This window comes from Nitrospira sp. MA-1 (genome assembly GCA_032139905.1).
In the GTDB taxonomy this organism is placed as follows: Bacteria; Nitrospirota; Nitrospiria; order Nitrospirales; family UBA8639; genus Nitrospira_E.
Genome location: JAQJDB010000007.1, coordinates 1 through 24,184 on the forward strand (window position 1 = coordinate 1; position 24,184 = coordinate 24,184).

Here is a 24,184-nt window from a genome sequence, read left to right on the forward strand (position 1 = left end):
CAGGCCAGGAGAATGAGTTCATGATCAAATGGCTGAAGGGTGATCATATTAAGATCAAAGTGTAAGTGAATTGGAGGCTGGGGGGTTTCTTCTTGATTGCCGTCTAGAAAGAAACATTGCTAATACCTCCCCCCAGCCTCCGCCTTTTTCAAGGAAAAAGGAACGTATTGCGAAAAACGGTATTGTGAGGAGCACTGATGAAGATAATCCGGTGCAAATATTTACGGCATAGACCAGGAACATGTGGTGACAAAACCCTATGTATTTGTGGTGGATGATGATGAGGTGGTTCGCGTAAATATTGCGAAAAAACTTTCCCGATTAGATTGCACGGCACGCGCTTTTGAATCGGGAGAGGCCTTGATGGAATTTTTGAAAAATCATAGGGATGAACCGGATGTAATCTTGGTTGATTATAAAATGGGCGGTATGGATGGAGTGGAAACATTACAAGCAGTGAGAAAGATGTTATCCACTCCCGCCGTGATATTTACGGCGTATGAAGGCCTGGTGGACTTGCAGGCTGTAAAGCAATTAGGGCACTGTAAAGTCCTGCTCAAAACGATAGATCTGAGCGTGCTTGGTTGTATCGTGAATGAAGCAATGGCCGAAAGAAAAATGCGACGGTAAATTGGGTTGAAGCCTGGTTTTTGGCAACGTGACCGTTGGCAAATTCAGACTATTCATCCCCGAAATTTTCACTGAAACGGAGGACGACAATGCCTGAAGTGTATAACTGGCAGTTAGGACGAAAGATGCTGTATCCGTATGAGGAGCGGCATCCGAAATGGCAGTTTGCGTTTGTCTTTAACATCAACCGGTGTTTGGCATGTCAAACCTGCTCGATGGCGGACAAGTCGACGTGGCTGTTCAGCAAAGGGCAGGAATACATGTGGTGGAACAACGTGGAAACGAAGCCGTATGGGGGCTATCCACAATTTTACGACGTCAAGATTACGCAGCTCATCGAGCAAGTCAATCCGGGCGGCCAGGTGTGGAACGTGCGGGTGGGCCGCAAGCACCATGCACCGTACGGAGTGTTTGAAGGGATGACGATCTTTGATGCGGGGGCCAAGATCGGGCAGGCGGCCATTGGCTACATCCCGACCGACCAGGAATGGCGGTTTGTGAATATTTATGAAGACACGGCGACCTCGATGCGGGCGATCGTGGAAGGAGTGGATAAGACGGGGTTCACGAAAGAAGAGCCGTGGAAAATGCAAGGCAGCAGCTTGCCGGAGCATGAAACGTATTTCTTCTATCTGCAACGCATCTGTAACCACTGTACGTATCCAGGCTGTCTGGCGGCGTGTCCGCGGAAGGCCATCTACAAGCGGCCGGAAGACGGGATTGTGTTGATCGACCAGAACCGGTGCCGGGGGTACAAGAAGTGTGTGGAACAATGCCCGTTTAAGAAGCCGATGTACCGGGGCACGACGCGGGTAAGTGAGAAGTGTATTGCGTGCTATCCGCGGGTCGAGGGCAAAGACCCCCTCACGGGGGGCGAGCCGATGGAAACCCGATGTATGGCGGCGTGCGTGGGTAAGATCCGGTTGCAAGGGCTGGTGAAGGTGGGCGATGACGGGTTATGGGCGGAAGATCGCTGGAATCCGTTGTACTATGCCATTCGGGTGGAACAAGTGGCGTTGCCGTTGTATCCGCAATGGGGCACGGAGCCCAATGGCTTCTACATTCCCCCACGCCAAGCCCCACGGGGCTACATCCGGCAGATGTTCGGGCCGGGAGTGGATAATGCGATAGAGAAGTATCTGGTGCCGAGCCGGGAATTGTTGGCGGTGCTGCAGTTGTGGCGGGCGAGCCAACAGATCATCTTCCGGTATGACGTGATTCCGGGACCGAAAGTGTTCGAAACCCAAATCCATGGGCGGAAGTTTGAGATGTACAACGACACGGTGTTGGGGTTCAACAAATCGGGCAAGGAAGCGGTGCGGCAGCAAGTGGAAGAGCCGATTTACATCCGCCCGGCGGAGCGGGTGAACTGGCTGTAAGCGGAAGCCCAGAGGGGAGACCGAAGAGCAGGGGGCGACATCTGTCGCCCCCTGCTTTTTTTTTATTCAAAATTCTTCAAGCATTTTTACAATACACTTTAGAACTGTAAATTCCGTATTACCTGAAAATGTTTTTTGATACCGTCCGGTCTTTACCTTTTTGCTCGACAAATGAGGCATGCATAGGATTAAGAAAAAACAGGGGTTCCTTATTCAGGAAAAAATCTACATATAGGGACAAGATTGTATCTCATGATAGGGAAAGGAGGTGAGTTCGGAGAACGCACGGGATTCCACTGTATCCGCATTGTACGGCGTTGAAACATGTGCAAAGGATGAAATTGGATGAAAAATAAATGATGATTTTATTGGATTTTATTGTAACTATAGCTCATAAATTGTCTATGTTCAGAGCACCTCTCCTATTGGTGGAATTATAGAGTTTCATTGGAAGAGTGTTTGAAACCATTTTTTCCCGCTCATCAACCAAACGATTCTATGGGTAGTTTGGAGAGGACACTCTTCTTTGAATCCCATAATGGCCTTGGCTTTTGAACTTTTCGACCCTTAGACCAGTCCGGTATAGTTAATCTTTTGATAAAATTGGGTGAAAATTACAAGCTATGTTGTATTGATTCTTTTTGTCATGTCTGGCTGGATAAGGAGAGGTCCTAATGATGCAATTGGCCAAATTGAAAAGTGAATTAGACGATGCCCGGCTCTGCACGGATCGTCTCTTCTCCCTTGTGAGTGATGAAGCCATGTATGAGCGTCCAATCCCCGAGCGACATCGTTTAATTTTTTACCTGGGCCATCTTGAGGCATTTGACTGGAATCAGATTGGTCGTTGGACATTGGGCATGCCGTCGTTTCATGAATCATTTGACCAGTTATTTGAAGCGGGAATTGATCCTTCCTTGGGAAATCTGCCCGCCGATCGACCATCGGATTGGCCGACAATAAATGAAGTGCACCGTTATAATGCACGTGCTCGTGAAGAAGTGGATCGTCTCTTGCCAACTGTTCCGGAATGTATAATCCATATGGCAGTGGAACATCGTCTGATGCATGCCGAGACGAATGCCTACTTACTCCATCATTTGGATTTAAAGTACAAGCATGCGCCAGCGAATTCCTCCGGGGGCTTATCTTCTTCATTTTCAGAAGACATACCTAAAAATGAGATGATGGAAGTGCCAGAAGGCATGGCCACCCTCGGACGGGAGCCAGAAGAGGGGTTTGGCTGGGACAACGAATTCTTGCAACATGTCGTCCCTGTTCCTGCGTTTTTGATCAGCCGGCATAAAGTGACGAACCAACAATATCTGCGATTTGTTCAGGAAGGTGGCGAGCCGTCCGCATTTTGGGTCAAACGAGGGGATGCCTGGTATGTGCGCACGATGTTCCAGGAAGTCCCATTACCGCCATTCTGGCCGGTGTATGTGACACATCGACAGGCGGAGGCTTACGCTAATTGGGCCGGCATGACCCTCCCGACCGAACCCCAATTTCATCGCGCCGCCTTTGGCACTCCGTCCGGTATTGAGCAATCCTTTCCCTGGGGTAATGCAGCGTCAATGTTTCAACATGGGAATGTTGATTTTCATGCTTGGGATCTGGCTCCTGTGAATGCCCATCCTCTTGGGGACAGTGCGTTTGGTTTGGCTCAGATGGTGGGAAATGGCTGGGAATGGACATCGACCGTTTTCCATCCTTTTCATGGATTTTCACCCTTTCCCACGTATCCTGGTTATTCAGCCAGATTTTTTGATCAGGATCATTATGTGGTGAAAGGTGCCGGGCCTTTTACCTCCAGCCGACTCTTGCGCCGGTCGTTTCGAAATTGGTTTCGACAAAGTTACCCCTATGCGCATATCGGTTTCCGCTGTGTGCAGTCATAATGCTCATGGGTGACGCTGCTTCTTTTTCGTGTTGCATATTGGATGACACCTTTCAATGCGAGTGATACTTAAAAGACGGGGGCATTGGGGGCTCCTCCTTTTTGCCTTGATTCTCTGGGGGAACCCAGCCTTTGCGACCGACCGGTTGGTGATTCTGCATTCGAGCGAGCATCACGGGGTTGCGCTTCCGCTTGAGCTAGCCGGAGAGACGGGAGTTGGAGGCCTGGCCAGGCGGGCCACAATTGTGGAAGAGGTTCGGCGGGAAGGCGTGCCGGTCTTGATGGTGGATTCGGGGGATATTCTTATTGGAACCGCTTTGTCTTCCTGGTTTCGCGGTGAACCGGATATACGAGCCATGAATCTGATCCGCTACGATGCGATGGTGGCTGGAAATCATGATTTTGATTATGGAATTGACCATCTTCGCACATTGGTTGAGTTAGCCGAATTCCCAATTTTATGCACGAACCTTCAGTCTAAGCGATCTGTCCTCCCTTGCCGGCGCTCAGTTGTCACCCGCTTGGGGAATGTGAGTGTTGGAATCGTCGGAATTGTGGGGAACAGTAATTTTCCTGATACCTTCAACCGGGATGTCGCCAATACGTTATCATTGATGGATCCGATTGCCTCTCTTCAAACTGAAGCCCTGCGGTTACGGACAGAAGCCCATATTGACCTGGTCATTGCCCTCACACATCAAGATAGCAATGAAGATTTAAAAATTCTGGAGACCGTTGAGGGGGTGGATGTGCTCATCGGTGGACATACCGAAGGGTTTGACGGAATGTATGCTCCTGGTTTGATGGAGCCGGTTGAATCCGTGACTCGTCCTCGATCGGTGTATGTGAAGACGCATCGGCAGGGCCGAACAGTCGGGCGATTAGATCTGACGATTGAGGAAGGATCGGTGATCCAGGCGCGTTCACACAATATTCCAGTGACCGTGGAAGTTCCAGTCGAGCCGAATGTCCAACAACTTCTGAGCGAGTATCGACAGCGGTTTGCCCGTCAAGCCACTCAGATATTGGGGGAGGCGTCTGTGCGGCTCCAGGGCGATCGGCCTGTTGTCCGGACCCAAGAAACCAATTTGGGAAATTTGTTGGCAGATCGTATGCGAAGGAAATTTGAGACGGATATCGCCTTAATAAATTCCGGACAAATTCGTCGAAGCCTGGAACCCGGTCCGGTAACATTAGGCGATATGCTTTCGGTCCTGCCCTTTGACTCCGCCCTTGTGACCGTACATGTGACGGGAGCGATGCTTCGTCAGGTTTTAGAGCATAGTGTGAGTCAATGGCCGAATCATTCCGGTCGGTTCCTCCAGGTATCCGGTCTCCAGGTCACGTATCAAGGAAAGGCACCGGTTGGATCTCGTGTGAAGAGCATCATGGTTGGGGGTATGCCCTTAGATATGTCAAAAACCTATACTGTCGCGACGGACGCCTTTGTGGCTGAGGGCGGGGATGGCTATGACATGTTGACTCACCTCTCGGATCGAAGGGACCATCAAATCCCCTTGAGAGATCTGTTGTTGAAAGCCTTAGTTGATGGTCCGCTCTATGCGGAAGCAGATGATCGTATCGTATTCGTGAATAGCTTCCCGTCTCATTAACCTCTCATCACTGTATGTCTCTTCCCCAAGCTGCTCGTGATTCACGACGATGGTGGGCTGATTTGGTAGCTGTCTGGCGGGATACCCGGCAGATTGTTCTAACGGCTCAGATTGCGGCAATTTATGCCGCAATTCTTATTCCCTTTAAAGCCGGCATTCCGATTGTTCCTGGTTTTGTGGAATTACGACCGGCTAATGCCATTCCTCTTGTGGCATCGCTGTTGTTTGGTCCCGCTGCGGCTTGGGGCGCAGGTATTGGCAATGTCATCGGAGATTGTTTCGGCACCTTGGGGCCGGCAAGTTTCTTTGGGTTTTTAGGCAATTTTATTTTCGGATATCTTCCGTATGTATTATGGGGGCATTTGGGGTGGTTCTCATCCGGCCAGCCGCCTTTGGGGAAATCTTGGCGTCAGATGATGGAATATGGCGTGGTATGTATGATCGCTTCAGCCGCCTGTGCCGGAATGATTGCGTGGGGAGTGGAGTGGTTGGGGTTGTTACCCTTTGTTATCCTCGCTCCAGCGATCTTTTTTAATAATGTGGTGATGGGCATGTTTCTCGGTCCTCCATTATTGGGGTTTCTCTATCCGAGAGTGCAACGGTGGCGCTTGCGGTATGAAGATATTCGAGAATCAGGTGCTTCCCATATTAACCCTACCAAAAAGCTGGAGGCACCTAATTCGGGGAGCGAGGGGACGAATGCCCATTTTCGCGACGTAATTGTGGACTGTCGTGGCTTTACATTCCAGTATGCGTCCGGTTCAGCACCTGTGCTCAGGAATGTGTCATTTTCTCTGGCTTCCGGTGAACTCGTTGTTCTGTTAGGCAGGAGTGGAAGTGGGAAGTCCACGATATGCTATGCCTGTAATGGTCTCATTCCTCATATGATCCCTGGGACACTTTCCGGAACGATGCGAGTGAAGGGCCGCGACACCGTGGATGATCCCGTGTGGAAACAGGCTGGGCGGGTTGGCTTGGTCTTTCAGGATTTTGATACGCAACTTGTGGCGACGACTGTTGAGGGGGAATTGCTCCACCCATTGGAATATCGTGACCCTCGACTTTTTGTGGACGAGGTCAGACGGCGGGTCGTTCGTGCCCTCAATCAAATCGGGTTGGCCGATTGTGCCCACCGTGATCCTATGACGATGTCCGGTGGCCAGAGGCAACGTCTGGTGATGGCTTCTGTGCTGGTACAAGAACCGGCGCTGTTGGTCCTGGATGAACCCGGTTCAGACCTTGATCCGGCAGGCCGGTCACAACTACGTAATGTTTTACGGAATCTTCAACAAGACGGAATTACTGTGCTCATGACCGAGCATAATGATGACTATCTTGCGCAAGCGGATCGAGTTCTGGTCTTGGATCAGGAGCACATCGTTTGGGAAGGAAAGCCTGAGACCTTGTTGCGACAGCCTCAGTTGATGCGGGATTGTGGTCTTCGACCTTTCGTCCTGACAGAATGTTTTGAAGAATGGGGCCTGGAACACGTGCCTGTTTCCGTCGAGGAAGCATGGACCCGGGCTGATGAATTGAATCTTCGTCTGGCACCTCCGGCGGAGGTTCTTGATGATACACTTCGGGTGGGGAAGCTGCCGGAGAGAGAATCAACGATGGCTTTGCCCTTGATTCAGGTTGACCACGTTTCTTTCCAGTATGAAGAGCAGACGGTCTTGGCTGACGTGTCATTTACCATCCAGCCAGGAGACTTTCTGGCATTGCTGGGTCAGAATGGATCAGGGAAAAGTACGCTTGCACGATTGCTCAATGGCCTCTTGATGCCGACATGCGGCACCATTGTTGTGGACGGCATGAATACCCGCAGCACCTCGATGAATGAATTGGCCCAACGCGTCGGATTAGTTTTTCAAAATCCTGATCATCAAATTTTTGCGGATACCGTCTGGGAAGAAGTTGCCTTCAGCGCGAAGAATATGGGTTGCTCAGAGGATGAGATTGCCGATCGGGTGAAAGAATCGTTGACTGCTGTGGGATTGCCTATTGAGGGAAGTCGGGACTTAGATCCGTTTTCCTTAAGAAAAGGGGAGCGACAGCGGATTGCGGTGGCGTCCGTGTTGGCTACGAGACCGGCTGTGTTGATTGTTGATGAACCCACGACAGGGCTTGATCCCCTTGAAACTGACCGGATGATGGCGATGATTCGGCGACTGAATCAAGAGGGGCATACGATTGTGATGATCACACATTCGATGGGGCTTGTTGCGGCTTATGCCCGGCGCTGTCTATTCATGTACAGCGGGAGGATTATTGCTGATGGAACGCCTCGAGAAGTTTTTGCTGATCCCGGGTTGATCCAGTCAGCATCATTAGAGATCCCGGCTATTTCCCGCTTTAGCCAACGATGGGGACAGACCTTACTAACGGTGGAAGAAGTGAACGCCTCCTGGAGGCGAGGTTTTCCATGAGCATTGTTGCCGATACGAATCCGGTAATGGAAAACGTGTGTGGCATGTGTGAGATTCATAGAGTCTGGTAAATACCGATGAACGTTTCCTTGTATCTACCCAGGAAATCGTGGATGCACCAGTTAGATGGTCGCACCAAAGTTCTGACGGTGCTTGGGGTGTTTGGATTAGCCCTGTGTTTTTCGGACCCGGTTTACTTGCTTGGAGTATTTGGAGGCGTGATGGGTGGGTTAACTATGTCTCAGGCAGGGGCGAATGTCAGGAAAATGTGGATGCTGACGGTTCTCCTGTTTGGCTATAGCGTGGCTCTCTGGCCATTCTTTGTCGATGGTGTGACCTCTGTTCCCGTCTTGCATGGCCTTGGAGTGACCTGGGAAGGTGTCAGGGTTGGTTTAGGAATGGGTCTCCGGCTGTTGATTATGCTCTGGGGTGGTATTTGGTTACTCTCGACAACGACGGTGGAAGAGCTCGCGCACGCCTCTCAGCAATTGGGACTTCCTTCACGGGCAGGGTTTGTCTTCTCACTCGCGTTCCGGTGGGTGGGAATGTTCTTAGGAGCAGGCGTGGGTGTGGTTCAAGCGCAGCGATCACGCGGATTAGATGTGTCGACCGGCGGAATTCTACAACGCATTCGTAAATATGTTCCCCTGGTGATTCCCTTGATTGGGCATGCCCTTCGTCAAACGAATCTTCTGGCGATGTCGCTGGAGTCTAAAGGGTTTCATCCCTCAGCGACACGGCATTTTTACGCTACCGGGAAATTGAGGGCCCGGGATTACACGGTCATGAGTGTGATGCTGATTCTTTTAGGAGTAAGCCTTTGGTTGCGATGGCAGGGCGTCGGTACTCTCGATATGCAATTTTGAGAATTTGATGCCTGCATATTTTCGCTCAAATCTAAAGACAATCCCAAAAATCCTCTTTTCCATTGTGGGATGCCGAAAGCGTCGGTTGGATGATGTGGACAATGGAAAGATTGGCTCAGCTAGAAGCTTAAGGCCAATGGCTCTGGTTGCGAGTTCCGGTGAGGTACCTGAGAAGGAGAAATTGTGAAGCTGGTGTGAGTGTTGGTACGAAATACCTAACTTATCATTGGGGTCTGTCGGCAGGAGGTCTCTTCTGTCGCGAGTGCGACAAATTTTGAAATCTTTTTGATGCAACGGCCACAGCACTGCCGTTTGTCATTGAGTTCGAGGGCGTCCGCAAGCTTTAAGGGACAAGTGATACCCGCTTGTCCAAGTTCACGAACATCGGATTCTCTGATACCTTTGCAGATGCAGATGAACATAGAAAAACCGTTACTGAATGATTGCCCTTTCGAAAATGATAACCGTTATCAATATAAAAATATTTTACCCACCATCTGGGTCCATGTCAAGATCTTGATGTATGATATAAGCTGTTGATAAATAATATATTATTTCTCGTTCTGTGAAATTGCTTGATGTTAATATCTATCGTGCATTTTATTTTTCTGCCAAAAAAGGTGAATGATTTGTCTTGGCTATAGGAAATTTAATATGGAACTCGGCGGCTGTGTAATAGAAGGATCAGAAGGGATAGAAATTCGAATCTATGTCCAGCCACGAGCCTCAAAAACAGAAATAATTGGACTCCATGGGGAAGCCTTGAAAATTCGCCTTGCAGCTCCTCCGGTGGATGGTCAGGCCAATACAGAATTATGCCGGTTTTTGGCACAACAGCTTGGTGTTCCCCAGAAAGATGTCCAGCTGAAATCGGGAGTGAGTTCCAGGCAGAAACGAGTTTTTATTGCAGGGAAGACCCTGGCTGCTATAAGAGCAGTTCTGACGAAAAGCCCTTCCACGAAAAATCCTGAATATAGAGGTGGATAGAAATGGGTGTTGGGGGTATAAAGTTAAGAATCTATTAGATTATTGGATGAGTTTACATCCCTTGAAGTCACTTTTATAATGCCCAGCCGTAGCTCTGGTTTTAAAACTCGGTTGAAACTGCCGGGCAGGAATCCTTCTTCTTCTTGTAATCATTTATTTAATTCCCTCGGTTATTAATCAATTACATGTCTTCCTTGACCCCAAAAGATGAACTTCATGAGCTATTAGTCGACCGACTTGATGCGACTACGGCTCAGGGTCTCGATGAACAACTGGTGGACCCTCGTCTTCGGGTGCCTATTCTGGAATTACTCATTGAATTAAAAGAGATTTCGTCAAAAATACAGGGTGAAGCCGTATGGGCCCTGGGAGAGTTGAATCGAAAAGGATGCGTAGCCAGTGTCATTCCATGGCTGGATTTAGGGATTACCTTTGCACAAGCCTCCGGGGCTCTCGGTCTGCGTTACTTCAAAGAAAGTCCCATGATTCTCGGAATTCTGGAAGGGGAGTCGAATCGAGATGCATTGTTAGCCCATGTGCTGGAACTAGCCGATGGGTCAAATGAAGCCGCTCCACAATGTGCATACGAATGGTTCAAGGTGCTTCCCCAATTATGTGGGGAGATGGCCATTCCTGAGCTTCAGGAATGGGCCCGGCTAGGGATAGACCTGTCCGAATGGAATTATGTGTTAGGAAACGAGTTTTTCCGTGAATGTCCCTCCATAGCTAGAGCTGTTCCGTTGGAATCGGCCAGGTCCTGGATTGGGTTTGGCATGAAGCTCATGGTTCAAAACAGCCTTGGGAAGCCTGATTATATTGGAACCTTGGAGTTTTTTCGAACGAGTCCAAGTCTGTTTCTGGAGTTCAATGACGCGAACGTCAAGCAACGTGTCATTGATCTAGGGACGAGGCTTGCGGATCATTCTCCTGAGCAGGCGATAGCTTTTTTGGCCAAGGCTACAGAAGTTTTGCCTGGGGTTTCGACGGTCGAGTGGAAGATTCGAATATTAAAATTCGGCCTTCTTGTGGCGGATCGAGATCCCGAGGCGACTCTCGCATATTTTTCTCGCGTTTCCGAGGTGGTCGGCTTGGCTGGCAAAGAGGACGATACCGGTGTGTTTGACGCGTGGTTTGCTCAGGGGATGGAAGCCTTGGAATATAGTCTCGAGGCTGGAAGGGCCTTTTTTGGTTTGGAAACGCAACAGGCTTGTTCAGCAGTAGAGCAGGCGATGAGCGGTGTGTCGCTTCGTCAAGTCGCCCGATCCTTGAAAATGTTTGCAAGGGCGTTGTGTGGGGAGGATGTGGCCATTGAGGGACTTCCCGAAACAGGAGGAGTTTCGGTCGGGACCAGTCACATGTCAGCGAGTCCTGTCTCCGAGAAAGCCCAGGTGAGCAGCGATGGAAAAACCGTATATCTTCCCCTGGTCATGAGGCGATCGGAGAGCCGGGAAGGAAACCGGCGATGGTACACTGTCATGGTCGCTCATGAGGTTGGACATGTGGAATTTGGAACCTATGCGCTCTCGACCCAAGTGTTGCAACGTGTGGCTACCGGGGTGCAGACCCGATACGAAAAGGAACGTCCCAGCCAGAAGAGAGGCGTTCACACATTGGGAAACCTTTTTCAACTCTACCCGCAACCGGAGATTATCCGGGATTTGTGGGAAATTGTGGAAGATGCTCGAATTGACTATTTGCTCCGTCATGAATATCCGGGGTTACAAGAGGATTTGACGTCATTGACCAAGGAGGCGATGGAGCTTCGCACGCTTTCCCATGGAATGACGGCCCGTGAGATTGTGCTGGACGCATTGTTGTTGCTCTATGCAGGGTTTACCAAGGAGGACTTCACTCGTCCTGGACTTCAAGAGGTAGTTGATGAAATCTGGCAGATTGCCCGAACGATTTTACACCCTACTGCGACGGTCGATGAATCGGTGGAACTTGCCGACCGGCTCTATCAGGAATTAGAACGCCGGATAGGAACTCTGGAGAAGGACAATCAACAACCTGAACCCTTTTCCAACACCACCGAGGTCTCTGATTCAGGCGGACAGCCTGAAGCGGCTGAACACTTAGAAGAGGCGTATCGGCCTTTGAGTAACTGGGGGTATCGTGGCATTCTCAATCCGGACCATGTCAAAGGCGGGGAGGAAGAGGAGCAGGCGTCGAAAAGACAGACAGAAGGGCAACAGGACCAAACTACCCAGATTGGGGGAAATGGTGGGGAAAATTCACCCAGCCAATTTGAGCGTCGACATCCTCACCAACCCGATTCGTCGCAAGATCCCAAGAAACCAGTTTTTGGTGAATCGCCTATGCAGCAATGGTTTCAACCGACGCTTCGTCCGGGCGATGGACAACAGGGATCTCGCCTTCGGGAGGGAGAGTATCTCTATCAAGAGTGGGATGGGACGGTACGAGACTATCGACCCCAATGGTGCCGTGTGATCGAACAGACTGGCCGTGAAGGGTCACCCGACTTTGTGGACGAAACGTTTCAAACGTATGGGCCAATTGTGCGACTCATTCGCCGGTATTTTGAAACGATTCGCCCGGAAGCCTTTCGTCGAATGGGACGCCAATCTCATGGGGAAGACATTGATCTGGATGCCTTAGTGAATTGGATGGTGGATCGACGGCAAGGAAACGATTCGTCCGATCAGGTGTATGCCACCAGACAAAAACGTGATCGACAGGTTGCGGTGGCGTTTCTGGTGGATATGAGCGGATCAACCGGACGCCAGATCGGAACTCGAGCGCGTCCCGTTATCGATATTGAAAAAGAAGGCTTGCTCCTGCTCTCGGAAGCGTTGTCTGCGATTGGCGACCAATATGCGATGTACGGCTTTTCGGGGCAAACCCGGGAATCGGTGGACATTCAGGTCTTGAAAGATTTTGACCAACCGTCCGGGGGGCGTGTCGGTTTGAAGATCAGCGGAGTGACACCCAAACAACAAAACCGTGATGGCGCGGCGATCCGACATGCGACGCATCGCCTGAAACAGCAACCGGCGAAAGTGCGGCTTCTCATTCTGATCAGTGATGGGAAACCATTAGATGATGACTATGCGGATGAATACTCGTTGGAAGACACCAAAATGGCTCTTCGGGAAGCTCGTCTTCAAGGCGTCCATCCCTTCTGCATTACCATTGATCAAGCTCCAACCGAATATGTAAAACGGATGTATGGGGAAATTGGGTATGTGGTCGTCGATGAAGTCGAATCACTTCCAATGAAGTTGCCGAAAATTTATCAACGGCTTACGGCCAAATGAGCTGATATGGGAGATACATGACCAGTTTACCTTCACACCCTGATGTGCCACCGTGGCTGTATAAGTTGTTTACCGGGCATCAATATCCCTATGTTCGCCGGCAGGCGAAGTTTGACCGGAAAGACCGGCAGGAGGACGGAGAACGGTTTGAGCCGACTCAGGATGACATCCGTGAAAAATTCTGGGAAATTTTCCCTCGCTGTACGACAAAAATGCTTCAAGAGGTCAAGGTCGGCATGATTGTCGCCTTCAAAGAATTAGGAGGGTATGAGGCGGGAGCCTATCAGGAGTTCATTGACAATCCGGACGAGTTCTTGAGCCGTGAATACGGGAAGAAAAAAATCAAAGTGAATTTTTATGACGGGGATAATTTTGTGTGTACGATCAACTTTAAAGTCGCAGGGTGGACGAGCCATGAAGATGATTAAACCCGCATGGCTGGCGACCCCTTCAAAGGGATGGGTGGTTTCATGAGCCGTATAAAAGTAACTGTGGTGGGTGCAGGAAATGTTGGAGGGTCCATCGCACAACGGTTGGCAGAAAAAAATTGGTACGACATTGTGTTGGTCGATATCGTCGAAGGACTGCCGCAGGGCAAAGCCTTGGATTTGCTCGAAGCCGGCCCAATCTGTGCCTACGATTCCGCCCTGACGGGAGCGAATCACTATGAGGCGAGCAAAGATTCTGACATTGTGGTGATCACGTCAGGCGTGCCCCGCCGGCCGGGGATGAGCCGGGACGAATTATTGGAAACGAATACTAACATAGTGTCGGGGGTGGTCCGTGAGACGGCCAAACGTTCTCCCAATGCCATTCTCATTATTGTCTCCAACCCTCTTGATGTGATGACACACGTTGCGCATCGTGTGAGTGGGTTTCCCAGAAACCGGGTCATTGGGATGGCGGGCGTGTTGGATTCCGCACGGTTCCGGTCCTTTATTGCGGAGGCCTTGCAGGTCTCGGTCGAAAATATTCACGCAATGGTTCTGGGGGGACATGGCGATTCGATGGTGCCCTTGAATCGATATACCACGGTGGCAGGGCGGCCAGTGACCGAATGGTTGTCGCCGGAGGCATTAGAGGCCCTGATTAAACGGACTCGCGAGGGAGGAATCGAAATCGTTAATCTGCTTAAAACCGGTAGTGCCTATTATGCCCCGGCTGCCTCGGTCGTGGAAATGGTTGAGGCGATCTCTAAGGATCAAAAGAAAATCCTTCCCTGTGCGGCCTTATGCGCCGGGGAATATGGTTTTCACGATCTCTTTCTGGGAGTGCCGGTGAAATTAGGGGCCGGCGGGGCGGAACAGATTATTGAATATGCGCTCACCCCACAGGAACAGGCGGCTCTGGCGGTCTCAGCCAAGGCTGTTGGGGAATTGTGTGGACAGGTAGATCTCATGATGAAAAAGACCACCTGATGTGCCTATGGCATGTCTCGAACCTGCCCATTTTTTCCTTCACTAAATAGGCGTGCTTTCTGATCGTCTTGTTACCTTGACGACTTTAGCGACCCGTTCGTATAGTGAGTCGTGCTCGTGCTCTTGACCCACCTTGACGCCTAATTTCCCTTGGGAATATGGAAGGAAATTTGGTTTTTCGAGGAAGGGATTTGTAAAAAATACCGAAATCCAAATAATGAAAATCATGGATATATGCATATGGGCCCAAACCATTGATCAAGGGGGCTTCGGTGGATAACGTATTTGCACCACGGGTATTGCGGGAGTTAAAGGGTGAACCAGGTGAAATTGCATCGTACCGCCAGGAGGGGGGATATGATGCTTGGGTTCAGTGTGTCACGAAGAACGATCCGCAGACCATTATCGCACAATTAAAAGAGGCCCATCTTCGGGGACGGGGGGGCGCTGGATTTCCTACCGGACTGAAATGGGACAAGGTGGTCAATCATCGGGTTAAAGAGCGATACTTTGTCTGTAATGCCGGGGAACATGAACCGGGAACATTCAAAGATCGATATCTGATTCGACATCATCCTCACCAACTTCTTGAAGGATGCCTGATTGCGGCGTTTACCGTTGGAGCGAAGGCGGCTTATATCTATTTAAATCATGAATTCTCTGAAGAACGAGCTATCTTTGAGCGAGCCAAGGAACAGGCCACAGCTCAGGGGTTATTGGGAAAGAATTTTCTTGGCACAGGTCTCAACCTGGATATTGAAATTTTTGATGGGTATGGCAGTTACGTGGCGGGTGAAGAAACCGCGATGTTGGAATCGATGCAGGGTCGTCCGGCGCAGCCCAAACAAAAACCACCGTTTTATCCCACGGAGTTTGGACTGCATGGCAAGCCGACCTTAGTCAATAATGTTGAAACGCTCTCGAATATTCCCCAACTCTTACGAAATGGACCAGAATGGTTTCGTCAGGTAGGCACCAGTACCACTCCGGGAACGATGTTGTTTTCGCTCAGTGGAGCCGTGAATCGACCCGGTGTGTATGAACTGCCGTTGGGAACGTCCATCAGACATTTGATTGAAGTGTGTGGGCAGGGCGTGCCGAACGGACATGGTGTCAAAGCCGTATTCCCCGGTGGGCCATCCTTTTCCATGGTGGGGGCGGATCAATTGGAATTATCCATGGATTTCGATTCGCTGAAGAAAGCCGGCACGGGATTAGGGTCTGCCGGCGTCATCGTGGTTGATGATGCGACGTGTATGGTGGAGCAAACGCTTAAGTTTTCAGGATTTTTTGAACGGGAAAGTTGCGGGCAATGTCCACCATGCCGGATTGGTACCCAAGAATTGGCTATCCTGATGAGAAAGATAGAAGATGGCTCAGGAGAAGAGCGCGATCTGGCCAAACTTTTGCAGATTTGTGGCTTTGTCAAAGGCACCGGGTTTTGTACACTGGTCACGGGAGCTGCGGTATTGGTACAAAATAGCCTACGCCTGTTTCGTCAAGAATTTGAAGACCATATTCGCCTGGGGCGATGTCCGTTCAGGGCTGTTCCAGTTGGTGCTGAGTAAGGAGGAGACGGTATGCCTCGCGTCACATTTCTTCATCCCGAAGGTAAGTCTGGCGAAGTTCCTGCAGGCCTTTCCCTTTTAGAAGTCGCGGAGAAACTCGGATTCCCCTTAAATCATGATTGCGGCGGCAACGCCTCCTGCACGACTTGCCGGGTGGATGTGATTGCTGGCGAGGAAAATCTTTCCGATATCGATTTTGATGAACAGGATTTGCTCGATCGGGAAGCGCTGACTGAGCCTTACCATCGGTTAGGGTGTCAGGCTCGAGTGTCAGGAGATGTGATTGTTCAAGTCCCCGAAGAAAAATTTGGTGAGGCCGAGGTTGAACGATCCGCGTAGATTTGCCATTTTCTCATGAGAAGGTAAGAGGTGAGGGTATCCACCTCATAGCCGTATTTTTGAGGAAACTCCTCGCAAAAAGAAATAATGCTGAGACCGACTGCCATGCCGACCATATCCTCAATCACCAGAACCTATAGGTTTTGTGCTGCACATCGCTTGCATACCGATCAATTGCCGGACGATATCAACCAAAAGATCTTTGGGAAATGCAATAACTTGAACGGACATGGGCATAATTATACGGTTCTCGTGACGGTGACCGGTGAATTAGATTCACGCACGGGATTGATCACAAACGTGGACGCTTTGGATCAACTCGTGAAAGACAAGATTGTCGATCGTTTTGATCATCAACATCTCAATTTTGATCCCGCCTTTGCGCAAGTCACGACAACTGGTGAGAATTTAGCGCGTTTGGTTTGGGATTTGCTGGTTGATCAGATTCCTTCCGGCCAATTGGCGAAAATTGGGGTAATTGAAACCAGAGATAACTTCTTTGAATATATGGGCACTCCCGGAGTGTCCAGCGATTCTTCCATCAGAAACGGGATAAAGGAGAACTGATGCCGACCAAGCCGAAGCGGTCCTCATCCATCAAGCCACGGGCTCTCGTCCGGGATAACAACGAGGCGGTGGGTATGCCCAATCTCGCGAACCTGGAAACCATCGTGAAGCAACTTTTGGAAAATCTTGGTGAAGATCCCCATCGAAACGGGTTAATCAATACGCCCAAACGTGTGGCCAATTCCCTGGCCTTTCTCACCAAAGGCTACCAACAAGATATCGATGAATTGCTGAATGGGGCACTATTTCCTATTGAGTATGATGAAATGGTCATTGTGCGCGATATCGATTTTTTTAGCCTCTGTGAGCATCATCTTTTGCCGTTTTTTGGGAAATGTCATATCGGGTATATTCCCAATAAACATGTGGTGGGGCTCAGCAAAATTCCCAGGATCGTCGATGCCTTTAGTCGTCGGTTGCAGGTTCAAGAACGCTTGACGGTTCAGATTGCCCACACCCTTCACACGAAGCTCAAGCCGCGTGGGGTGGCTGTTGTCATGGAAGCCCGTCATCTCTGCATGAGTATGCGTGGGGTAGAAAGACAGAATACCGTGGCGGTCACCAGCGAAATGCTTGGCGTCTTTCGGAAACAGGAACAAACCCGCAACGAATTCCTTAAGCTCATCCGCCAGCGCGGATGCGAGGGCGATTAACGGTTCCTCTATTTCATGTTTGTCGTTCAGACGCGGCGGGTGTCTGCTCTTTTCTAGAGATTTGATTTTTTTCCCGGAATGAGGTTAAATCCGACATTCTTGAATTTTTATATGTATCCCCACGGAAGGGCATGTCGCGCAGGAGGCGCCGGTCTCATCCTTGTTTTTTCTTTCTGGTGCTGTGTTTGATGGTCCGGGGGAATGACAGGTGCAAGAGTCCCATCTCAAGATGAGAGAGGACATGAATGAATCTTACATGTGAGTTTTCCACATAGAGAGCATTTTCCTGTGACCTCTCTTTGAGAGTACTTAGTTTTCCTTCCTGTGATCCCTGTCTTTTCTCTCTTTCTCTAGTCTTCACCCAACTAACCTGGATCGGATATTATTCTCATCTGCTTGGCGTTTTAGCAATACTTATAATCGGTGTGTCGTGAGGAAGCTCCGAAGAGCGTCATTGAATGCCTCAGGTTGTTCGAAGTTGGAGAGGTGGCCGGCCTCAGGGATGGTGACCTGAGTTGAGCCAGCTATCCGTTCGGCTATGTAATGAGACTCTGCGATCGGGGTGGCGACATCATTTTCGCCCACAATGACTAAAGTCGGGCAGGTGATTGTGGATAAAAGATCCGTTGAATCAAGTCTGGCGGCCATAGCCACTAAATCGACAACGATTCCTGCTGTTGATGTTTGAAGAATCATCTGTCGAACCCGCTCCACAATTTCAGGATGATGCTGAATGGTGGAAGGGGCCAGAAGTTTAGGAAGCATGAGGTCGGCAATGGCCGCTGCTCCATCGCCAAAAGCCACTTCAGCCATCGATTGGCGTCCAGCTTTCCCTTCTTCGCTATCCGCTTGAGCTCTCGTATCAGCTAAGACCATGGCTTTCACACGATTCGCATAATGTCGATAGATTGAAAAGAGGGTATACCCGCCCATCGACAAGCCCACAAACACAGCGTGAGCAATCCCGAGATGATCGAGCAGGTGGATGACGCCCTTGGCATAATGGTCCAACGTATCATTCCATAACACGATATCGGATTCTCCATGTCCTGCAAGGTCGATGGTGATCACTCGATAGGTATCCTTCAGGGCATCGACCTGAGGTTGCCACATGGTTTTGGAAAGTGGAAAGGCATGGATGAAGACGAGAGGCGTGCCCTTCCCTTGATCGGAATAACCGACTGTGACACCATCAATGACAGCCTTCACCATTCCCTCCTTTTTCTTCTAATGTAGCCCCATCGATTCTTCTCGAGAGATTCAACTAAAGTGCAATAAACCGGTTTCATTTGCGGGTGCATGACCCGTGGTTATAGCATACTCAGAATAAAGAGGTAATTACGAAAACGTTTCCCAGAAGGACCTTGGGGAGCAAGTGAATTTTCATGGAATTATTTGAGTCACAGTCCCAGAAAGATCTTTTTCCTGTTCAGGAGTCTTCCGATAACCGTCATGCTCCATTAGCAGAGAGGATGCGGCCAAAGGATTTTGAGGAGTTTGTGGGGCAGGAAGATGTTCTGGCCGAAAATCAGCCGTTGCGTGTGGCCATTGAACATGATCGTGTGCCCTCACTTATTCTGTGGGGGCCGCCGGGGACGGGGAAGACGACGTTAGCGAGTTTAATCGCCCAAAAAACCCAGGCGACATTCGTGCCATTTTCAGCGGTCCTGAGCGGAGTCCCGGAGTTACGCGGATTGCTGAAGACGGCTCAACAACGCCGAAAGGTGTCAGGGCAGCGAACACTTCTTTTTGTGGATGAAATTCATCGATTCAATAAAGCGCAGCAAGATGCCTTCCTTCCCTATGTTGAACGGGGAGATATCATCCTCATTGGAGCCACCACGCAGAATCCTTCTTTTGAAGTGATTGCCCCGTTGTTGTCGCGGTCCATGGTGGTGGTGCTTCAGTCCTTAAACGAGGAGGCGTTGAGACATATCTTGAATCGTGCCCTTTCAGATGCGAAACGAGGGCTTGGTTCTTCACGCGTCACCCTGACTCCCGACGCTCAGCAACTATTGATTGGATATGGCAATGGCGATGCGCGTTCGATGTTAACGGGGCTGGAGTTCGTCGTTGGCCAATATGCGAAGTCAGGCAAACCTACCACCATCGACCAACTGCAAGTCGAGCAAGCCCTGAAGCAGAAGGCTCTACGATACGATCGGGATGGGGAAGAACATTACAATCTGATTTCGGCCTTTATCAAAAGCATGCGGGACTCCGACCCGGATGGGGCGTTGTATTGGCTGGCGCGGATGCTGGAAGGGGGGGAAGATCCCAAGTTTATTGCCAGGCGCATGATGATTTTTGCGTCAGAAGATATCGGGATGGCAGACCCGCAGGGTTTGCTGATCGCCTCGGCTGTTTTTCATGCGGTTGAGGTCATCGGTTTACCTGAAGCACAAATCAATTTGGCTCATGGGGTCACCTATTTAGCTATCGCACCAAAAAGTAATGCATCGTATGCAGGGCTTTTGGCGGCGAGGAAAGATGCCAAGGAAAAAGGTAATCTGCCCGTCCCGCTGCATTTACGTAATGCGGTGACTTCGTTAATGAAGGATTTGGATTATGGGAAAAACTATCGTTATGCCCATGATGATCCAAGCGGCGCCAAAGGCCAAACACATCTTCCTAAAGAATTAGAAGGCCGGAAGTATTATCGGTCCAGGGGTTCCGCCTCTGCTGGTAATGTCGACGAAGAAGATCTTAACTCGCCCTGATAATAATAGGGTTCTGAATTAAAGAGCCGGGTTTCGCCCCGGCAGCCGAGGTCCTTTTGTTTCGGCAAAAGGACCCAAAACCATGGTGGCCGTGGTGTGGCCCTTCGGGTTCCTTCACGGTTCGCCGACTCCGGCGGCGCGCAAACTCGCTGCGCTCAAACAGTGCGCGCCTTTTTCCCGGAGTCGCCTGCACTGCTCGGCCACACCACAAGGCCAGAGAAGACTGCGGAAGCAATGAGTCCTTTATTGATGGCGGACCAACTCGCGGAGCCTGTCCTGATCCTTGCCGAAGGGCTCAGACAACGCCCGCTGATTAATGAGCGGGCCCACCCACAGGGCCGATCGGTAGGCGTCGGTTCGCATGGGAAAATAGCTTGTCTTGTGGATGTGATACTTTTCTTAGGAAACTACGAGAAAAGATGGTGAAGAAAAAGACAATCTGCCGGTTCCAATACATTTGCGTAATGCGGTCACTTCGCTGATGAAGGATTTAAACTATGGGAAAGACTACCGGTAGCCCATGATGATCCCAAGGGGTGCCAAAGCCCAAACTCATCTTTCCAAAGAATTAGAAGGTCACCGGTTTTATCGCCTTACAGATTCTTCTTCTCCTGCTGATGACGAATAAGACCTCCATGCCCCTTGGTGATCTAGCCGTTCCGTGTGCATCTTGTTGTTATATTTCGTTTGGCAGGGACGGTTCGGGCTTCATAATCTCACGCAGTATCTTGTACTCAAATTGACCGCTAGAGTCTTTTCCTATGAGCTGTGCAAGGGAGGCTTTGCCTTTTCGATCAACAAAGAACAGGCCGAGCCGCTCCAAGTAGGTATCGTCATAGTTCGGCGGAACAAGTGGGAGTAACTCCACCCCAATTGCGGTGAATTTCCAAACGATAACTTGGACTTCCTTAGCAATATCGCCTCGTTCAATTACCAATATTCGTTCGCCTAAGAAAAAATATTCCTTATCAATGGATTCTTCGCGGAAGACGCGTAGCGAGAGGTTTGATGGATACATGACGTCCAGTTCCGCCAACCGAAATAGGAGACCAGGAACGATATTACGGTCCGCTTCGAGCCATGCCATATCACGGGCGTCAACGAATGCGGTGGCATTCCAGGTAATTGCGAGTTTACCGACGCGTTCGAGAAGTTCAGCTTCTGGGCGCGTCATGTTCCTGACGAAATCTAGAGTTCGCAAGGAATATGTCCCGGGTCTACGGATTTCCCCAGCAAGAATGCGACCCCACAGGTCCTGCATCTGTTCGGAAGAGATATCTTGAGCGTATTTGAAGAATCGCGTCACCCAATCGTCGTCAGGTGATTCAGGTGCCACAGATTCGTCGTTTGCCAACTCAAGAGCAGTCTTTGAAGTAATGCTTTCAATGTTCGATTGTTCTTTGCGCGCTTGGTAATCCAGTCGAAATCCGGAGCGGTGTTCCATGGTCTTTGCTTCAAGAACGAGTGTTTGATCTTCTGGCTTTTGCCAAATTTCGATCTCGCCATCCTTGTAAGTAACAGGTAGTTGATGTTGTTTGGCAACATCATTTAGTGCGTCGGAAATGACTCGGATTTCATGAGCTTTGGCCTCAGCATTCTTCCGCATTAAGTACGACGCCGTGACCGCACCGGCACCATTTGAGATGACTTCGATGAGTCGCGTAAGTGGTTTACTGAGGCCAGCTAGGTCTTTGATTTCCATACCATTCCAAAAATGTGGTGCCCTACGTAACTAGAAATAGACGGCCTATAGGTCGTAAAACTTCACAACTTAAATATAACCCTTATGAAATTTCTGAAATTTTGTCAATCATGTATGAACATTTCAGAAAAGAAAGTAAAGATGCCAGGCTCCTTAATGACCGTTATTTTTTGGAAGACACAGCAAGATGTCCTGGAAATTACGAGATTTGGGATTGTTGTTTTTCGAGTTGGGCGCTGAGGTCGCCCCATTTGTGGGTGAGACGATCGAGGTCATGGCCCCATTGTTCGCGTTCGTGGTGGAGGGAATTCCATCGGGAGTAGTCTTGGTAGGTGGCCGGGTCAGCGAGTTCCACATCCCGGGCTTTGATTTGTTCTTCGAGCTGGGCAATGTCTTTTTCCACGGTAGTGACTTGTTTTTCCAAACGGGCGATGCTTTTTGAGAGGTCTCGTCGAGACGGACCGTCAGGAGGTGCGACGGTTGTTCTGGCTGTCCCATTGGTGGAATGCTCGGTCGTGGGTTTTTCCTTTTGAGGTTTTTCTTTTTTCTTGGATTTTTTCTTGTCGTCTGTGGCTTCCGGCGGAACCTGGTCTTCAAGTTCTTTGGCCCGTTTCCAGCAGTAATATTCATAGTCGCCAATGTAATCGCGGGCTTGTCCATCGTCTATTTCTACGACGCGTGTAGCCACACGCATGAGGAATGTGGGGTCATGCGAGATAAACACCATGGTCCCCGGAAATTGCAGCAGGGCGTCCGTCAGCATATCCACGGATGTGGGATCCAAATGGTTGGTCGGCTCATCTAAGAGCAAGGTATTGGCCGGTTCGACGAGCATACGGGCTAAGGCGACCCGGTTGCGTTCCCCGCCGCTCAAGGCTTTGATGGGTTTTTTCTGATCATCTCCTGAGAATAAAAATGCGCCGGCTAAACCCCGTAAGAAGTTTCGCTCAGTCATGGGCGCGGCTTCTTCCAGTGAATCCAATATGGAATGTTCTGATTTCAGAATCTCGGCCTGGTGCTGGGCAAAGTAGTGGAGGGTGACTCCGTGCCCCAAGGTTCTGGACCCTTTGTCGAATTCTAAAACTCCAGCCAGGATTTTGAGGAGCGTAGATTTTCCAGCCCCGTTTTCTCCGACTAAGGCCACGCGTTGTCCTCGCTCAACCGAAAAATCCAAGCCATCATAAATGATCTTCTCGTCATAGCGTTTCCCGATACCCCGTAGCTCGAACACGTCTTTTCCACTAGCCGGGGGATCCGGGAATTTAAATCGCAACCGTTTCGTGTCCCGCTGCAATTCAATGCGTTTCACTTTTTCAAGTTGTTTGATGCGGGATTGCACCTGGCTGGCTTTGTTGGCCTGGTACCGGAACCGGTCGACGAAGTTTTGGACGCGTGAAATTTCTTTAGATTGTCGATTGGCAGCTGCCTCTTCCTGGGCGTCTCGCTCTGCCCGAAGCTTTTGGAAGCGCGTGTAATTGCCGCGGTATTCCTGCAGAGTATGGTTCCGGACTTCCCAGATATGGGTGACCATGTTGTCTAAAAAGCCGGTATCATGGCTGATGATTAACAGCGTGAAATTCGAAGTGAGTAGGAATGATTCCAGCCAACGCTGTGTTGGTTTGTCGAGGTGGTTGGTCGGCTCGTCCAGCATGAGGACGTCGGGAGCTGACAGCAATAAGTGGGCGAGGGCCACCCGCATGCGATAGCCACCGGAGAGGGTATCAATTTTTCGTTCCCAATCCGACTCCTGAAATCCTAAGCCGGCAAGAATCCGCTTGGCTTCGTGATCGGGGAATTGGTTCCGATGTGTGGCATCGAGAATGGTGTTTCCCGGCAGGGACTCCAGTTCCTGTGGCAGATAGCCAAGTCGAAGAAAAGGACGTTGTCGGATTTTTCCGCTTTCGAATTCCTCCTCAGTGAGGATCATGCGCATCAGTGAGGTTTTGCCTGACCCATTCGGACCAACAAGTCCCACGCGGGTGTTGGGTTTGAGGTGTGCCGAGGCCTTAATAAACAGGGGCTTTGTGGGGTGGCTCTTGGAAATTTGTTCGATATGCAACATGCGGAAGCACCATCCAATATGTGAGATGAAAACGGAGTTAAAACCCCTTTGTCATGGTCAAAAAGACGGAAAGGAG

General features: G+C 50.1%; 20 protein-coding genes. 17 read left to right on the top strand and 3 right to left on the bottom strand.

Translation table 11 applies throughout. From position 1 onward, the window contains the following. Positions 1-246: 246 nt before the first annotated feature. The 14 genes from PJI16_12755 (at position 247) to folE (ending at position 17,624) form a co-directional block, all read left to right on the top strand. On the top strand, positions 247-630 hold the full coding sequence (locus PJI16_12755) for a response regulator (GenBank protein ID MDT3778431.1): 384 nt from the start codon (positions 247-249) through the stop codon (positions 628-630). Between the two features lie 89 nt (positions 631-719). Then, on the top strand, positions 720-2,009 hold the full coding sequence (locus PJI16_12760) for a nitrate oxidoreductase subunit beta (GenBank protein ID MDT3778432.1): 1,290 nt from the start codon (positions 720-722) through the stop codon (positions 2,007-2,009). A gap of 674 nt (positions 2,010-2,683) precedes the next feature. Beyond that, positions 2,684-3,910, top strand: coding sequence for an SUMF1/EgtB/PvdO family nonheme iron enzyme (locus PJI16_12765; GenBank protein MDT3778433.1), 1,227 nt, complete (start codon positions 2,684-2,686; stop codon positions 3,908-3,910). 55 nt (positions 3,911-3,965) lie between these two features. Further along, positions 3,966-5,522 (top strand): bifunctional UDP-sugar hydrolase/5'-nucleotidase, encoded by a 1,557-nt coding sequence (locus PJI16_12770; GenBank protein ID MDT3778434.1) that lies wholly within the window; start codon positions 3,966-3,968, stop codon positions 5,520-5,522. A gap of 14 nt (positions 5,523-5,536) precedes the next feature. Further along, entirely contained in the window at positions 5,537-7,948 is a 2,412-nt protein-coding gene (locus tag PJI16_12775) for an energy-coupling factor transporter ATPase (GenBank protein ID MDT3778435.1), read from the top strand. Between the two features lie 113 nt (positions 7,949-8,061). Then, on the top strand, positions 8,062-8,814 hold the full coding sequence (locus tag PJI16_12780; GenBank protein MDT3778436.1) for an energy-coupling factor transporter transmembrane component T: 753 nt from the start codon (positions 8,062-8,064) through the stop codon (positions 8,812-8,814). A 654-nt stretch (positions 8,815-9,468) separates the two neighbouring features. After that, on the top strand, positions 9,469-9,801 hold the full coding sequence (locus PJI16_12785; GenBank protein ID MDT3778437.1) for a DUF167 family protein: 333 nt from the start codon (positions 9,469-9,471) through the stop codon (positions 9,799-9,801). Positions 9,802-9,986: 185 nt separating this feature from the next. Further along, the gene (locus PJI16_12790) at positions 9,987-13,079 is read left to right on the top strand and encodes a VWA domain-containing protein (GenBank protein MDT3778438.1); all 3,093 of its coding nucleotides are present in this window, start codon (positions 9,987-9,989) and stop codon (positions 13,077-13,079) included. 17 nt (positions 13,080-13,096) lie between these two features. After that, entirely contained in the window at positions 13,097-13,507 is a 411-nt protein-coding gene (locus PJI16_12795; protein MDT3778439.1) for a hypothetical protein, read from the top strand. Positions 13,508-13,549: 42 nt separating this feature from the next. Beyond that, positions 13,550-14,497: a malate dehydrogenase gene (mdh, locus tag PJI16_12800; protein ID MDT3778440.1), complete on the top strand. Its 948-nt coding sequence runs from the start codon at positions 13,550-13,552 to the stop codon at positions 14,495-14,497. A gap of 272 nt (positions 14,498-14,769) precedes the next feature. Next, on the top strand, positions 14,770-16,065 hold the full coding sequence (gene nuoF, locus PJI16_12805; GenBank protein MDT3778441.1) for an NADH-quinone oxidoreductase subunit NuoF: 1,296 nt from the start codon (positions 14,770-14,772) through the stop codon (positions 16,063-16,065). 12 nt (positions 16,066-16,077) lie between these two features. After that, complete coding sequence (locus tag PJI16_12810; protein ID MDT3778442.1) at positions 16,078-16,404, top strand: 2Fe-2S iron-sulfur cluster-binding protein; 327 nt, start codon at positions 16,078-16,080, stop codon at positions 16,402-16,404. Between the two features lie 105 nt (positions 16,405-16,509). Beyond that, positions 16,510-16,971, top strand: a complete 462-nt coding sequence (locus PJI16_12815) for a 6-carboxytetrahydropterin synthase (GenBank protein ID MDT3778443.1) — start codon at positions 16,510-16,512, stop codon at positions 16,969-16,971. A 74-nt stretch (positions 16,972-17,045) separates the two neighbouring features. After that, positions 17,046-17,624, top strand: a complete 579-nt coding sequence (gene folE / locus PJI16_12820) for a GTP cyclohydrolase I FolE (protein ID MDT3778444.1) — start codon at positions 17,046-17,048, stop codon at positions 17,622-17,624. A gap of 414 nt (positions 17,625-18,038) precedes the next feature. Here folE and PJI16_12825 read toward each other — a convergent pair whose 3' ends face one another. Next, the gene (locus PJI16_12825; GenBank protein MDT3778445.1) at positions 18,039-18,836 is read right to left on the bottom strand and encodes an alpha/beta fold hydrolase; all 798 of its coding nucleotides are present in this window, start codon (positions 18,834-18,836) and stop codon (positions 18,039-18,041) included. A gap of 173 nt (positions 18,837-19,009) precedes the next feature. Between PJI16_12825 and PJI16_12830 the strand changes: the two genes are divergently transcribed. The 3 genes from PJI16_12830 (at position 19,010) to PJI16_12840 (ending at position 20,861) form a co-directional block, all read left to right on the top strand. Continuing rightward, entirely contained in the window at positions 19,010-20,344 is a 1,335-nt protein-coding gene (locus tag PJI16_12830) for a replication-associated recombination protein A (GenBank protein ID MDT3778446.1), read from the top strand. A 96-nt stretch (positions 20,345-20,440) separates the two neighbouring features. Beyond that, positions 20,441-20,770, top strand: coding sequence for a hypothetical protein (locus tag PJI16_12835; protein ID MDT3778447.1), 330 nt, complete (start codon positions 20,441-20,443; stop codon positions 20,768-20,770). A 31-nt stretch (positions 20,771-20,801) separates the two neighbouring features. Then, positions 20,802-20,861 (top strand): hypothetical protein, encoded by a 60-nt coding sequence (locus PJI16_12840; protein ID MDT3778448.1) that lies wholly within the window; start codon positions 20,802-20,804, stop codon positions 20,859-20,861. 159 nt (positions 20,862-21,020) lie between these two features. Here the strand turns inward: PJI16_12840 and PJI16_12845 are convergent, their stop codons facing one another. Together PJI16_12845 and PJI16_12850 are read right to left on the bottom strand one after the other, a co-directional pair. Beyond that, positions 21,021-22,046 (bottom strand): DUF2806 domain-containing protein, encoded by a 1,026-nt coding sequence (locus tag PJI16_12845; GenBank protein MDT3778449.1) that lies wholly within the window; start codon positions 22,044-22,046, stop codon positions 21,021-21,023. A gap of 199 nt (positions 22,047-22,245) precedes the next feature. Further along, a complete protein-coding gene (locus PJI16_12850; protein ID MDT3778450.1) occupies positions 22,246-24,108 on the bottom strand; it encodes an ABC-F family ATP-binding cassette domain-containing protein in 1,863 nt (620 codons plus the stop codon). Positions 24,109-24,184: the final 76 nt, after the last annotated feature.

Excerpts from the sequence above, each read along its gene's own strand:
- PJI16_12760 (MDT3778432.1), top strand. The coding sequence starts at position 720 with ATGCCTGAAGTGTATAACTGGCAGTTAGGACGAAAGATGCTGTATCCG.
- PJI16_12765 (MDT3778433.1), top strand. The coding sequence starts at position 2,684 with ATGATGCAATTGGCCAAATTGAAAAGTGAATTAGACGATGCCCGGCTC.
- PJI16_12770 (MDT3778434.1), top strand. The coding sequence starts at position 3,966 with ATGCGAGTGATACTTAAAAGACGGGGGCATTGGGGGCTCCTCCTTTTT.
- PJI16_12775 (MDT3778435.1), top strand. The coding sequence starts at position 5,537 with ATGTCTCTTCCCCAAGCTGCTCGTGATTCACGACGATGGTGGGCTGAT.
- PJI16_12780 (MDT3778436.1), top strand. The coding sequence starts at position 8,062 with ATGCACCAGTTAGATGGTCGCACCAAAGTTCTGACGGTGCTTGGGGTG.
- PJI16_12785 (MDT3778437.1), top strand. The coding sequence starts at position 9,469 with ATGGAACTCGGCGGCTGTGTAATAGAAGGATCAGAAGGGATAGAAATT.
- PJI16_12790 (MDT3778438.1), top strand. The coding sequence starts at position 9,987 with ATGTCTTCCTTGACCCCAAAAGATGAACTTCATGAGCTATTAGTCGAC.
- PJI16_12795 (MDT3778439.1), top strand. The coding sequence starts at position 13,097 with ATGACCAGTTTACCTTCACACCCTGATGTGCCACCGTGGCTGTATAAG.
- mdh (MDT3778440.1), top strand. The coding sequence starts at position 13,550 with ATGAGCCGTATAAAAGTAACTGTGGTGGGTGCAGGAAATGTTGGAGGG.
- PJI16_12810 (MDT3778442.1), top strand. The coding sequence starts at position 16,078 with ATGCCTCGCGTCACATTTCTTCATCCCGAAGGTAAGTCTGGCGAAGTT.
- PJI16_12815 (MDT3778443.1), top strand. The coding sequence starts at position 16,510 with ATGCCGACCATATCCTCAATCACCAGAACCTATAGGTTTTGTGCTGCA.
- folE (MDT3778444.1), top strand. The coding sequence starts at position 17,046 with ATGCCCAATCTCGCGAACCTGGAAACCATCGTGAAGCAACTTTTGGAA.
- PJI16_12825 (MDT3778445.1), bottom strand. The coding sequence starts at position 18,836 with ATGGTGAAGGCTGTCATTGATGGTGTCACAGTCGGTTATTCCGATCAA.
- PJI16_12830 (MDT3778446.1), top strand. The coding sequence starts at position 19,010 with ATGGAATTATTTGAGTCACAGTCCCAGAAAGATCTTTTTCCTGTTCAG.
- PJI16_12845 (MDT3778449.1), bottom strand. The coding sequence starts at position 22,046 with ATGGAAATCAAAGACCTAGCTGGCCTCAGTAAACCACTTACGCGACTC.
- PJI16_12850 (MDT3778450.1), bottom strand. The coding sequence starts at position 24,108 with ATGTTGCATATCGAACAAATTTCCAAGAGCCACCCCACAAAGCCCCTG.